The sequence below is a fragment of the Yoonia sediminilitoris genome, assembly GCF_003058085.1.
GTDB classification, from domain to species: domain Bacteria; phylum Pseudomonadota; class Alphaproteobacteria; order Rhodobacterales; family Rhodobacteraceae; genus Yoonia; species Yoonia sediminilitoris.
On record NZ_QBUD01000009.1, the window covers coordinates 1 to 12,496 of the forward strand.

Annotated in this window: 16 protein-coding genes and 1 tRNA gene; 12 read left to right on the forward strand and 5 right to left on the reverse strand. The window is 57.2% G+C overall.

The window, feature by feature from the left end; translation table 11 throughout:
• Positions 1-195 precede the first annotated feature (195 nt).
• The 3 genes from C8N45_RS15355 to C8N45_RS15365 all read right to left on the reverse strand — a co-directional run bounded on the left by C8N45_RS15355 (position 196) and on the right by C8N45_RS15365 (position 2,042).
• Positions 196-618, reverse strand: a complete 423-nt coding sequence (locus tag C8N45_RS15355) for a hypothetical protein (protein WP_108387150.1) — start codon at positions 616-618, stop codon at positions 196-198.
• On the reverse strand, positions 611-1,831 hold the full coding sequence (locus tag C8N45_RS15360; RefSeq protein WP_245882689.1) for a tyrosine-type recombinase/integrase: 1,221 nt from the start codon (positions 1,829-1,831) through the stop codon (positions 611-613). Before C8N45_RS15360 ends, C8N45_RS15355 begins: the two co-directional genes overlap by 8 nt.
• 121 nt (positions 1,832-1,952) lie before the next feature.
• A tRNA-Ser gene (locus C8N45_RS15365) sits at positions 1,953-2,042 on the reverse strand.
• 140 nt (positions 2,043-2,182) lie between these two features.
• Here C8N45_RS15365 and C8N45_RS15370 point away from each other — a divergent pair.
• The 9 genes from C8N45_RS15370 to C8N45_RS15410 all read left to right on the forward strand — a co-directional run bounded on the left by C8N45_RS15370 (position 2,183) and on the right by C8N45_RS15410 (position 9,330).
• Entirely contained in the window at positions 2,183-3,016 is an 834-nt protein-coding gene (locus tag C8N45_RS15370; protein ID WP_245882690.1) for a DUF2059 domain-containing protein, read from the forward strand.
• Positions 3,017-3,216: 200 nt separating this feature from the next.
• Positions 3,217-3,870 carry a 50S ribosomal protein L21 gene (locus C8N45_RS15375; RefSeq protein ID WP_108387153.1) on the forward strand — a complete coding sequence of 218 codons (654 nt, stop codon included), beginning with the start codon at positions 3,217-3,219 and terminating at the stop codon, positions 3,868-3,870.
• Between the two features lie 12 nt (positions 3,871-3,882).
• On the forward strand, positions 3,883-4,152 hold the full coding sequence (gene rpmA, locus C8N45_RS15380) for a 50S ribosomal protein L27 (protein ID WP_108387154.1): 270 nt from the start codon (positions 3,883-3,885) through the stop codon (positions 4,150-4,152).
• Between the two features lie 173 nt (positions 4,153-4,325).
• A complete protein-coding gene (locus C8N45_RS15385) occupies positions 4,326-4,868 on the forward strand; it encodes a GNAT family N-acetyltransferase (protein ID WP_108387155.1) in 543 nt (180 codons plus the stop codon).
• Positions 4,865-5,377, forward strand: a complete 513-nt coding sequence (locus C8N45_RS15390) for a GNAT family N-acetyltransferase (RefSeq protein WP_108387156.1) — start codon at positions 4,865-4,867, stop codon at positions 5,375-5,377. Before C8N45_RS15385 ends, C8N45_RS15390 begins: the two co-directional genes overlap by 4 nt.
• Entirely contained in the window at positions 5,374-5,895 is a 522-nt protein-coding gene (locus tag C8N45_RS15395) for a GNAT family N-acetyltransferase (protein WP_108387157.1), read from the forward strand. The genes C8N45_RS15390 and C8N45_RS15395 overlap by 4 nt, the downstream gene beginning before the upstream one ends.
• An 18-nt stretch (positions 5,896-5,913) precedes the next feature.
• Entirely contained in the window at positions 5,914-6,960 is a 1,047-nt protein-coding gene (gene obgE / locus C8N45_RS15400) for a GTPase ObgE (RefSeq protein ID WP_108387158.1), read from the forward strand.
• Complete coding sequence (proB, locus tag C8N45_RS15405; protein WP_108387159.1) at positions 6,948-8,054, forward strand: glutamate 5-kinase; 1,107 nt, start codon at positions 6,948-6,950, stop codon at positions 8,052-8,054. The genes obgE and proB overlap by 13 nt, the downstream gene beginning before the upstream one ends.
• A 10-nt stretch (positions 8,055-8,064) precedes the next feature.
• Complete coding sequence (locus C8N45_RS15410) at positions 8,065-9,330, forward strand: glutamate-5-semialdehyde dehydrogenase (protein WP_108387160.1); 1,266 nt, start codon at positions 8,065-8,067, stop codon at positions 9,328-9,330.
• Here C8N45_RS15410 and C8N45_RS15415 read toward each other — a convergent pair.
• Positions 9,327-9,917: a histidine phosphotransferase family protein gene (locus C8N45_RS15415; protein WP_108387161.1), complete on the reverse strand. Its 591-nt coding sequence runs from the start codon at positions 9,915-9,917 to the stop codon at positions 9,327-9,329. The two genes, C8N45_RS15410 and C8N45_RS15415, sit on opposite strands and share 4 nt — an antisense overlap.
• Positions 9,918-9,945: 28 nt before the next feature.
• On the opposite strand from C8N45_RS15415, the gene C8N45_RS15420 reads away from it, so the two are divergent.
• The 3 genes from C8N45_RS15420 (at position 9,946) to olsA (ending at position 11,874) form a co-directional block, all read left to right on the forward strand.
• Positions 9,946-10,128, forward strand: coding sequence for a DUF3553 domain-containing protein (locus tag C8N45_RS15420; RefSeq protein ID WP_108387276.1), 183 nt, complete (start codon positions 9,946-9,948; stop codon positions 10,126-10,128).
• A 128-nt stretch (positions 10,129-10,256) separates the two neighbouring features.
• A complete protein-coding gene (gene olsB / locus C8N45_RS15425) occupies positions 10,257-11,036 on the forward strand; it encodes an L-ornithine N(alpha)-acyltransferase (RefSeq protein WP_309499067.1) in 780 nt (259 codons plus the stop codon).
• Positions 11,029-11,874 carry a lyso-ornithine lipid O-acyltransferase gene (olsA, locus tag C8N45_RS15430; protein WP_108387162.1) on the forward strand — a complete coding sequence of 282 codons (846 nt, stop codon included), beginning with the start codon at positions 11,029-11,031 and terminating at the stop codon, positions 11,872-11,874. The genes olsB and olsA overlap by 8 nt, the downstream gene beginning before the upstream one ends.
• Here olsA and C8N45_RS15435 read toward each other — a convergent pair.
• Positions 11,836-12,462 carry a thiamine phosphate synthase gene (locus C8N45_RS15435; RefSeq protein WP_108387163.1) on the reverse strand — a complete coding sequence of 209 codons (627 nt, stop codon included), beginning with the start codon at positions 12,460-12,462 and terminating at the stop codon, positions 11,836-11,838. The two genes, olsA and C8N45_RS15435, sit on opposite strands and share 39 nt — an antisense overlap.
• Between the last annotated feature and the right edge of the window lie 34 nt (positions 12,463-12,496).

A 12,496-nucleotide genomic window follows, 5' to 3' on the forward strand; every position in this document is an offset into this window, starting at 1 on the left:
ACCGCCAGCACGCCGCATAATCAAACCAAACAGATGAGCCAAACTCTCTCTTAGGTTCGGACGCTCTTGGTCCCAAAAACCCTGACGACGGACAGCCGAACAACCGTTTTCTCGCTATAGCGGCCTGCATAGGTTTGCCATCTGTGGATGATCCGGTCATTCTCGGTATGGAAAAATTGAGCATCATTACCCTGTCTAGTCCAAATATCCCCGCGCTCTAAGGTCATCTCTTCGTTCAAGGATCCCGCCATTAACTTGAACACCTTCAAATTTCCCATCCCTGATCGAGAGAAAGATGACGTTTCCGATATGTTCGGCAATATTGAGCTTTCGCTCATTTTTTGCTTCATAACGCTTGCCGGTTTCTGAAAACTCGTAGGCCGCGTCATTTCTTTGAATCGATGTTGCGGCCACCCATTCTATGAAGTTTCGATTCGTCGCGTCAGAGGCCCACTTCGGGCCCTTTTCCTTCATCAACAGTTCGATCCGCCCGTTTACGACATCGTGCTTAACATTCTTGATAGCTCGGTGCCGTAATTCGTTGGTCTCTTCGCTCAGAGCGATCCTAAAGAGCTCAATAAACTGCAAATCGAATTCGTTGATACCAACTTCAGCCATCAGCTCCCTCCGAAGATCGGCCGTTTGTGATAAATCCAGACCACTGCTCCAACAGGGACCTTCGCTTTTCAAGTAAATCAGACCGCGCATAAGCCCGCTCAACTTCTGAACCAACGCGGTGGGAAAGGCTCATCTCTGCGACTTCACGCGGCGCATTTGCAACTTCAGATGCCCAGTCCCTAAATGTCGATCTAAAGCCATGCACCGTGATGCCCTCAACTTTCATCCGACGCAGCAACATCAGCATCGACATGTTGGACAGTGGTTTATGCCGTGTCTGCCCCTCAAACACCAATTCGGATCTTAGATCACGCAGCGGATCAATGATTGCGAGCATTTCATCAGTCAAAGGCACACGGTGCGGCTCACCAGTTTTCATCCGTTCTTCGGGGCAGGTCCACAAGCGCGCATCGAAGTCGATCTCCGGCCAACGCATTCCGAGAACCTCATTCGTCCGAGAACCGGTGAGGCAAGTGAAGCGCAACGCATGTGCGGACATGGCATTTCGCGATTTCAGGTCAGCATAGAAGGCGGGCACATCTTGCCAGCGCATCGCTTTATGATGTTTCGGTTTAGCCTTCACCTTCGGCAGAACTTGCGCGTCTTTAATTGCCGTCACCGGGTTCTCCCCCGAGCGCATTCCTTTCGATTTTGCGACGTCCAAGACAATCTTTATCCGCTGGGACAAGCGCCTTGCGGTTTCGTGCTTTTCGGTCCAGATCGGCGAGAGGCACATCAAAACCTCAGGCTGATCAATGCTATCAATTGGCATCCGTCCAATCTTCGGGAAGGCATAGTCGCGCAACGTATTGATCCATTGCTGCCCATGCTTCTGGTTTTTCCATGTTGGCATGCGATCAATGTGGACTTGCTGCGCGACTTCTTCGAACGTGGGCACCTCTCTGTGCGCGTTAAAACGGGGATTGAGGCCTTGCTTCGCCATCCGGCGATATTCCAGCGCCCTATCTCGCGCCTGATTGATGGTGACGATATCAGCACCGCCAAGGCCAAAGTCTGTGCGCAGCGGTGCGCCTTTCCTGTTCTTCTGCCCTTTGACGGTGACTCGGACTATCCAACGACGCGCGCGAGATGGATCAACTACGAGATAAAGACCATTGCCATCACCATGACGGCCCGGCCCAAGATTTTCGACTAGCTTCTTAGTCAGTTTACCAGACATCACCATTTTAATACCACTATTCGTACCACCCAAGGTAAGAATACCAGCACAATCGAAAGAAATCCATCATAAAGCCGAATAGCTATCATTGCCCTGAAAACATGGCAAAATATTTAGTCAATAGCATTGTGCGAAAATGAAAGAAATGGGGTGGTGGCGGAGAGACAGGGATTCGAACCCTGGGTAGGCTTGCACCCACAACGGTTTTCGAGACCGCCCCGTTCGACCACTCCGGCACCTCTCCGCGATAAAAACGGTTCCTAATCCGCCGATCCGTCCGGCGCAAGCCGGATTTGTAGTCTTGGGACATATGGGCGTGCCCTTGGATTCGGGGCAACGGGTGTTTATCCTGTTTAAGGTCGTCGAAACTAGGGAATGTCTCTCATGCGCCTGTTCTATGCCACCATTGCGGCAGCTGTATTTTTTGTGGCTAGCTTGCCGGCCTTTGCGCAACGGGACCAAGACAAACTGGATGCCTTGTTCGATGCTATGGGGCTGGCGGAAATGATCGAAATCCTGCGTGCCGAAGGGCTGGTACATGGCAGCGAGGTCGCGCAACAGATGTTGCCGGGGGGGCGCGAGGCGCGGTGGGACGCGCTGGTGTCTGATATCTATGATCCACAGGTAATGTATGAAGAGGTCCGCGCCGCCTTTGACGAGGAACTAGCAGGCGATGATGTCGATGCGATGCTGGGTTTTTTCCAGTCGGAAACAGGGCGCACGATTGTCAGCCTTGAGACCAGCGCGCGACGCGCGTTTCTGGATCAGGCCGTCGAGGAGGCAAGCAAGGAGCAGGCAGCCCTGGCAGCAGCCGACAAAACCGACCGTTTCCAGCAGGTCACCCGATTTATTGAAACCGGTGACCTGATCGAAGCCAACATCGTTGGTGCCATGAACTCGAACTACGCCTTCTTGTCCGGGTTGATTGACGGGGGCGCGATGCCTGAAGGCTTGACCGCCGAGACAGCGCTGCAACAGGTCTGGCAGCAGGAGGCCGAGATCAGGGCAACGACCCGGGAATGGTTATACGCCTACCTGATGCTGGCCTTCCAGCCGCTGTCGGAGGAAGAGTTGGAGGCATACATTACCTTCACGGCATCACCTGCGGGACAGGACCTGAACAATGCCTTGTTTGTTGCCTTTGACGGGATGTTCGATGATGTCTCGCGGGCGTTGGGGCTGGGGGCGTCGCGGTTTGTCATCAGTCGCGAGCTTTAGGGCCGTAAAATCGGCTTTTGTCTGCGTCGCGCACCCAATTCCGGGTTGACTTACAAGGGCTTTGGTTTGATAAGCCGCCCATCTCGACAAGGGTATGTCGGGGTGTCATGTGAAATATCGCCCAAGGGCGCGCAGTCCACAGGTACATAACGCCGGAACGCTCCGGGGCCTCAGAGACGCGGAAGATGAAGGAATAACAGATGTTTGCGGTTCTCAAAACCGGCGGCAAGCAGTATAAAGTCACATCGGGTGACGTGCTTCGTGTCGAAAAGCTGGCAGCAAAGGCTGGCGACAAAATTCAATTCAACGAGATTCTGATGGTCGGCTCGACTGTTGGCGCACCTTTGGTGGCTGACGCGGGCGTTCAGGCCGAAGTCATCGACCAGATCAAAGGCGAAAAGACAGTCAATTTCGTCAAGCGCCGCCGTAAGCACGGCTCGCAGCGCAAAAAGGGCCACCGTCAGCAACTGACGCTGGTGCGGATTGCCGACATCCTTGAAAAGGGTGCTGACAAGTCCGGCGTGATGGCTGCCGTTTCCGGCTCAGGCGTGGCAATGGAAGCGACACCAAAAGCCGCCCCCAAGGCGAAGGCGGCTCCAAAGGCTGCTGCTGAGAAAGCAGAAAAGCCCAAGGCCGCGCCAAAGGCTGCCGCTGGCGCGGACGACCTGAAAAAACTGTCAGGCGTAGGCCCCGCACTTGAAAAGAAGCTGCTTGAAGCTGGCGTGACAACATTCGCGCAGATCGCAGCATGGACAGAAGCAGACGTGGCTGCGATGGACGAAAAACTGTCGTTCAAAGGCCGCATCGAACGTGAAGGCTGGATCGCACAAGCGGCCGAGCTGGCAAAAGGCTAAGGAGAGACACCAATGGCACATAAAAAAGCAGGCGGTTCATCCCGTAACGGTCGCGACTCAGCAGGTCGCCGCCTCGGCGTTAAAAAGTTCGGCGGCGAAACAGTCGTTCCTGGCAACATCATCATGCGTCAGCGTGGCACAAAAATGTGGCCCGGTATGGGCGTTGGCATGGGCAAGGATCATACGATTTTTGCGACCATTGATGGCAACGTCAAATTCCACAAAGGCCTAAAGGGCCGTACCTTTATTTCGGTTCTCCCCGTGGCGGAGGCCGCTGAATAAGCCGAAATTCTCAGAACATGTTAATGGGGGGATCGGTTAAACCGGTCCCCTTTTTCTTTTGGGGCAAGGTCTGGAATGCGAGACCGGGTGAGTGAGGCCCCGACGTTCATATTTCTGCCACCAAGTTATTTTAGGGGGTGGCAGGAACGAATTGTTTTCGAGGAGGGAAAGCAGTGAAACATGAAGATATCACCGTGCAGGATACGATCACGGCGGACCGTTTCATCCTGCGCCCATGCCGCAAATCAGATGCGGGATTGATCGCGATGTATGCCGCCGACGATCGCGTCGCACGCGGCACACGCGCGATGCCGCATCCGCTGCCCCCCGGTTCGGTCGAGGCGATGATTGATCGGGCGTCGCAAAATAAACGCGCCGAAGATGTCTGGGTGATCGATGGCTCTGCCAAAGGCCACGCCGAAGCATTGGGCCTCATCAGCCTTGAACGGATGGACCGCGCCCAATCCGAGATTTTTTATTGGATCGCGCCTGCGTTCTGGAACACCGGTTTTGCAACCGAAGCCGTGCGCACGCTGATTGCAGCCAATCCGCACCAGTCAGACCGCATCTTTGCGGAAGTGTTTCAGGACAACCCCGGCTCTGCGCGTGTATTGACCAACTGCGGTTTTGATTATCTGGGCGACGCAGAAGCCTTTTCCGTGGCGCGGGGCGCGACTGTACCAACATGGACATATACGCTTAAAATCGGGGAATGACCCTACTTACCTTGCGTACACAGCGGCTGGTCCTGCGCGCACCAGTGCCGCAGGATGCAGCGGTGATTGCATCGGCCCTGAACAACCTGAATATTAGCCGGTGGCTGGCCGTCGTGCCCTATCCATACACGCAGGAGGATGCCGACTGGTTCATCGCCGAGGTTTCGGCAGGGCGGCTGCGTGCCCGCCTGATCTGGCAGGGCGATCAGTTCATTGGCGCAATCGGGATAGACGACAGTCTGGGCTACTGGCTGGCAGAGCATGCATGGGGCAGGGGCTACGCGACCGAAGCGGCAAAGGCGGTACTGACCGATTTTTTCGCGGACCCTGAACAGATTGCGATTACAGCCAGTCACATGACCGCGAACACGCCATCGGCGCACTTGCTTCATCGGCTTGGATTTATAGGTGTGGGTCAGATACCAATCACATGCGCCGCAACCGGACGGACCGAACAGGGCCGCAGGATGCGGCTCACCCGTGAGCGCTGGGAAAGTCTGAACGCATGACAAAGCTGCAACACCGGTTCTTGCAACCTCAAAACACTGATGCGCTGCACGATATCGTCAGCGATTGGGATGTTGTGCGGCAATTGGAGGCGTGGCCATGGCCGCCGGACCGCAGCTTTACCCAAAGCAGATGCCGCCCGTATGATGGCGATGGGTTCGTCTGGGGTATCTTTGAGGATGACGTGCTTCTGGGAATAATGGGCGTGACCAAAGGTGACATTGGTTATTGCTTCCGTCAAAGCGCATGGGGCAGGGGGATTGCCACCCATTTTGGGCGCTTGGCCATCAATTTTGCCTTTCAGGACCCGGCCCTGACAAAGATCACCGCAAGTTGCTGGCATGACAACGAGGGGTCAGACCGGGTGTTGCACAAACTCAGCTTTTGCCAGCTTGGCGAGCAGGTCCAACATGCGTTTGCGCGGGATGAACCGACGCTGTGTTACAAATATCTGCTGACCCGCACACACTGGGACGGGTTGAGAAGCCGCGGCGAATGGACTATCGCGGCAGCACAATAGTCTGGAAAGCCCAAAGTCATGAAATTCCTCGATCTTGCCAAGGTCTATATCCGGTCCGGTGCCGGTGGCGCGGGCTGTATTTCCTTTCGCCGTGAAAAATTTATCGAATATGGCGGCCCTGACGGTGGCGACGGCGGCAATGGCGGCAGTGTCATTGTCGAAGCGGTCGAAGGGCTGAATACGCTGATCGACTTTCGCTATCAGCAGCATTTCTTTGCAGGCAACGGCCAGCACGGTATGGGCAGCCAGCGCACCGGCAAGGATGGTGACGACAAGATCCTGCGTGTGCCAGTGGGCACCGAAATCCTTGATGAGGACGAAGAAACGCTGATTGCCGATCTGACCGAAGTGGGCCAGCGCGTCGTGATTGCCAAGGGGGGCAATGGCGGCTGGGGCAACCTGCATTTCAAGTCAGCGACCAATCAGGCCCCGCGCCGGGCCAATCCGGGTCAGGAAGCTGTCGAGCGGACGATCTGGTTGCGGCTGAAGCTGATTGCCGATGTGGGCCTGTTGGGGATGCCAAACGCCGGAAAATCCACTTTTCTGGCTGCCACATCCAACGCCCGCCCCAAAGTCGCGGACTATCCTTTCACGACATTGGTGCCCAACCTTGGGGTTGTCGGGATCGATGATGTCGAATTCGTCGTGGCCGATATTCCGGGCCTGATCGCTGGCGCATCCGAAGGTCGCGGCCTGGGCGATTTGTTCCTTGGCCATGTGGAACGCTGCGCTGTGTTGCTGCATCTGATTGACGGGACATCCGGCGACCCTGCGGGCGACTACCAGACAATCATTGACGAGCTGGAGGCATATGGCGGCGCGCTTGCCGACAAGCCCCGCATCACCGTTCTGAACAAGATCGACGCGCTGGACGAAGAAGAGCGCGCCTTTCTGCGCGACGAGGTGGCCGAAGTGTGCCCCGGCCCGATCTTGCTGATGTCGGGCGTCAGTCGCGAAGGAATCCCCGAGGTGCTGCGCGCCCTGCGTGACGAGATTGACGAAAACCGGCTGCGCCACCGCAAGGAGGCCGCAGAAGATCAGGAAGACGCGCCATGGCAGCCCTGACCGATGCCAAGCGGCTTGTTGTCAAAATCGGATCGGCCCTGCTTGTTGATACGGCGACCGGTGCGCTAAAGGAAGACTGGTTGCACGCGCTGGCCGCAGATGTCGCGAAAATTCGTGCACGGGGCACCGATGTCATACTGGTGTCGTCAGGGTCGATTGCGCTGGGGCGGGGTGTGCTGGGCCTGCCGCCCGCTTCGTTGACACTTGAACAGTCGCAGGCGGCGGCCGCCGTGGGGCAGATCAGGCTGGCCCGCGCCTACGAGGTCGCACTGGCCCCTCATGGCATTATCGCGGGCCAGGTGCTTGTCACGCTTGAGGATTCTGAAAACCGCCGACGCTATCTCAACAGTCGGGCCACGATGGAAACCATGTTGGGTCTTGGTGTCACCCCGATTGTCAATGAAAATGACACCATCGCGACCGATGAAATCCGCTATGGGGATAATGACCGTCTGGCCGCACAGGTGGCGGTGACAGTGGGTGCGGATCAACTCGTGCTTTTGTCCGACGTGGACGGGATCTATACCGCAAACCCCAAGATCAATAGCGATGCCCAACATATTGCAAATGTGCAGAAAATCACTGCAGAGATAGAGGCAATGGCCGGCGATGCAGGCTCTGGCCTGTCAAAGGGAGGGATGATTACCAAGGTGATGGCAGGACGCATCGCGACCGAAGCAGGCTGTCATATGGCGATTGCGCTTGGGACAGGACTGCACCCGCTTCGCGCCTTGGAAGAGGGCGCACCATCCACATGGTTTGCCGCTCAAACCGACCCGCAAGCCGCTCGCAAGACATGGATTTCAGCCATGAAACCACGCGGTACCCTGACGATTGACAAAGGCGCCAAAGACGCGCTGGGGCGCGGCAAAAGCCTGCTGCCTGCCGGTGTGGTCGCGGTGCATGGCAGCTTTGGCCGGGGTGATCTGGTCAAGATCGAAGATACGGACGGGCAAGGGCTGGGGCAGGGCTTGTGCCGCTATACCAGCGCCGAGTCCCGGCTGATAATGGGGCGACGCAGTGCTGACATTGCTGCACTGTTGGGCTATGATGGTCGGGCTGCATTAATCCACCGCGATGACATGGTGCTTTAGGGGACATCACATGAACGATCACGACGCAATCGGGCCAATGATGGCGCAAATCGGTGCGGATGCACGGCTTGCCGCAACGCAACTGGCCACGGCTCCGGCAGCCGCGAAGGAAGCAGCATTGAACGCGGCGGCAGATGCGATCTGGGACCAGCGCGCGGCGATCATCGCGGCCAACAAGAAAGACCTTGCTTACGGTGCCGACAAAGGCATTTCGCCTGCGATGATGGACCGCCTGATGCTGGATGAGGCCCGGATCAAGGCAATGGCGGACGGACTGCGCGCAGTGGCGGCGCAAAAAGACCCGATTGGCGAAGTGACCGAAGAATGGACGCAGCCCAGCGGCCTGCATATTCGCCGCGTGCGCACACCCATTGGCGTGATCGGCGTGATCTATGAAAGCCGCCCTAATGTGACAGCGGATGCAGGTGCGCTGTGTCTGAAATCCGGCAATGCGGTGATTTTGCGGGGCGGGTCGGAAAGTTTCCATTCTTCCCAGGCGATCCACGCCTGCCTTGTGGCTGGTCTAAAGGCGGCAGGATTGCCAGAGGCGGCTGTGCAGCTTGTGCCAACCCGTGACAGGGCAGCCGTGACGGCGATGCTACAGGCCACCGACCATATCGACGTGATTGTGCCCCGTGGTGGCAAAGGGCTTGTCGGGTTGGTCCAGCGCGAGGCACGGGTACCTGTCTTTGCCCATCTTGAAGGGATTTGCCACATCTACGTGGATGGGGCCGCAGACATGGAAAAAGCCAAGGCCGTGCTTATCAACGCAAAAACCCGTCGCACGGGTATCTGCGGTGCGGCAGAGGCGGTGCTGGTGGATCAGGCCTTTTTCGACAAATATGGCGACGTGCTGACCCGCGCACTGGTCGATGCCGGGGTTGAGGTGCGCGCCGAAGGTGTCTTGGCTGAAGCGCCGGGCACGGTCGCGGCCAACCCCGAGGATTTCGGGAAAGAGTTTCTTGATATGATTATTGCGGCAAAAATTGTTGACGGGGTGGATGGGGCAATCGCCCATATTCGCCAATATGGGTCAAACCACACCGACGCGATCCTGACCGAAGATCAGGCCATCGCCGATACGTTCTTTCGTGAACTCGACAGCGCGATCCTGATGCACAATGCCTCTACCCAGTTTGCCGACGGTGGCGAATTCGGCATGGGCGCCGAAATCGGAATCGCCACCGGAAAGCTGCATGCGCGCGGGCCTGTTGGCGCGGTGCAATTGACCAGCTTCAAATATCTTGTGACCGGTGACGGAACTATTCGCGCCTAAAACCGCATGATCAACTGCTCTTCGCTCAGGTGCGGGTGCAGCACGCGCCCGGCCTCTGCCAGACAAGAAGGCAGCAGTGCAAACTGCACTTGTGCGGCGGTATGCACATATCCGGAGTCCGGCGATTGCAGGCTTGCCCACAGATCGTCATCGATCATGATGCGGCGCCCGGCAGCGGTCAGGGCCCAGGCGTTGCCGTTCATTTCAATGCGCACCTCTCCGCCCAGCGGCATCGCCGATTCCAGGCTGAGCAAAAGCAGAAAGGCACAGCGCACGTCCCGACGCGGTTGATCATCTGTGATCATCCAGTGGTAGGTCATACGCCCGCCGCTCGCCATGTCGGACAGGATTGAGAGCGTTTCGGTCCGTCCGACCAACTGGTCAGCACCGGAAGCACCAAAGGCTATCCGGAAAAAGCGGATGCGCGCATTGGCGTTTTGTACGCTTTCGCTGATCAGACTCATTTCAGCGCCTGCGTGGCCGTCAGTCAGGGCCAAAAGTTCAACACCATTGCCGATCGCCCCGATCGGGCTGATAAGGTCATGGCAAATCCGGGAACCGACAAGGGCCGCAATATCTGTGGTCATGGTGGTTTTCCTCTTTGAAAGGACAGTTATGTCAGACATCAATGCGATCCTTAGTCCTGGTATGATGGTGGCACACCCCGGCCAGCCCGAATGGGGGCAGGGGCAGGTTCAGTCCAATATCAACGGCAAGATCACCGTAAACTTCCAACACGAAGGCAAAGTTGTCATTGATGGTCACCAAGTGAAGCTGGTCCTTATAGGGTCCGCATAGCCATGGGGATGGTTAACATTTTCGCGTATCGTTTCAAAGACTGGTGGTGATAGCTACCGGTGAATTGGTTGCCAAATAGTTACCAAGGTCCTAAGAATCGTCCTCCAGAGGCATGAAAGCGCCAGTCCTTGACCAAACAGACACGACCTGAATTTCACGTCAGTATCGCGCAGTCGCATGCCGATCTGATGGCGGCAGAGCGCCTGCGTTATGATGTGTTTGTCGCTGAACTGGGGGGTGACGGCCCATTGGTCGACCATGTGGGACACCGCGAACGCGACCGTTTTGACCCCTACGCCACGCATTTTCTGTTGCGCGATCTGTCGCAGGTCCATGATCGGCAGGTTGTCGGTGTCTACCGGGTGATGACCCAAGAGGCCGCCTGTGCTGCGGGCGGATTTTATTGTGACGGCGAATTCGATTTGACCCCTCTGCGCGAGAGTGGGCAAAACCTGCTGGAATTAGGGCGTTCCTGTTTGCATCCGGATTATCGCGGCGGTCCGGGACTGATGCATTTGTGGGCAGCAATTGCCGCTTTTGTGGCCGGGCGGGATATTACCTTGTTATTTGGTGTCGCGTCGTTTCATGGCACGGACGTGAATTTATTTGCAGGAGCACTCAGCCTTTTACACCAAAGACATCTGGCCCCGCCGCCGTTGCGCGTTGTGCCGCGTGGCCCGAATGCCCTGCGCATGGATCAGATCGCCGCAGATCATATTGACCGGGTTGCCGCCATGCGCGAAACACCCGCCCTGATCAAAGCCTACCTGCGCCTTGGGGGTGTTGTGGGGGATGGCGCTTACGTCGATCACGCATTCAACACGACTGATATTTGCCTGATCCTGCCCACTGCGGCTGTCGGGGCCTTTCAACGCAGCACGCTGGAAAAGATGCAACAACATGGCTGAAAGCTGGAAGGGTGTGCCGGAAGAGGATTTGCCGCCTATCACGGCAACGGGGTGGTTTCGGGTGATGTTGCGTGGCTTGACGCTGGGCACGCTGGTCTTTGGCGGGTTGCTCATTCTGCTTGTGGTGCGCCTGATCGAATGGCCGTTGTTCGGACAACGCCGACCTGTCACGCCCTATATCACGCAAGTGGTGTGCCGGAACAGTTTCCGGATTCTGGGCATGGGCTATGCAAGTCAGGGCGCGCCGATGCAGGGGGCCGGGGCGGTTGTCGCAAACCATAGTTCCTGGCTCGATATTTTCGCGCTGAATGCCCGAAAGCGCATCTACTTCGTGGCCAAGGCGGAGGTTGCTGGATGGCCCGCGATTGGGTGGCTGGCGCGGGCGACCGGCACTGTCTTTATCAAGCGCGACCGGCGCGAGGCGTCCGCACAGGTGCAGCTTTTTCGGGAACGGCTTGCTGCTGGCCACAAGTTGCTGTTTTTCCCTGAAGGGACATCAACGGACGGGCTGCGCGTGCTGCCATTCAAACCAACACTTTTTGCGGCCTTCTTTGACCCTGCGTTGGCGCCGCACTTGCAGCTACAGGCCGTGACTGTTGTTTATACCCCGCCAGAGGGGGCCGATCTGCGATTCTATGGTTGGTGGGGGGACATGGACTTTGCCCCGCACTTACTGGCCAGTCTGGCAGCGGCCAAGCATGGCAAAGTCACCGTAATCTATCATGCGCCAGTAAAGCTGAACGATTTCGAAAACCGCAAGGCGCTGGCAAAAGCGCTGGAAGATCAGGTGCGCAGTGCGCTACCCGAGCATGGCTTGATACAGGGTGCGGAGGGCTGACGCCGGATCGGACTCTGCCCAGATTTCGTCGCCGATGCCAAAGAAATCGGTATGCGGGGCAAGGGCACGGATCAGCTCAGCGTCTAGAGCACCTTCGGCGACCACGGGAACCTCAATCATCAATGACCACCATTCGAAAAGTTCTTGCCCGGCCCGTCTGCCATCACCAAGGGCGGTCTGACCCACGGGGCCAAAACTGACATAATCTACACCCAATTCGCCCGCTGTCATGCCATCATGTCGTGAGTTGCCACAAAAGCTGCCGACGATGGCGTCATCGCCCAGATCCTTGCGGACTTTGGCGACAGAGCGGGCGCCATCGTTCAAATGCACGCCATCCAGTCCCAGACGTTCGACCATCAGGACATGGCTGTCGATCACTAATGCGACGTCACGGGCGTGGGTCACTTCACGCAGGGCATCCGCGGCCTTGGCGATGCGGCTATCATCCTTGGTGGAAAGTGCCAGACGGACGCAGGCCACATCTGTCTGGTCCAGACATTCGGCCAATTGCGCAGGATAAGTGGAAAGATCAAATTCTGACGGGGTAATCAGATAGATTTGCGGGTGTTCAGGGGCGTCCGTCATGGTGGGCGTTCCGGGCTTTTGGTTATTCTTGGCG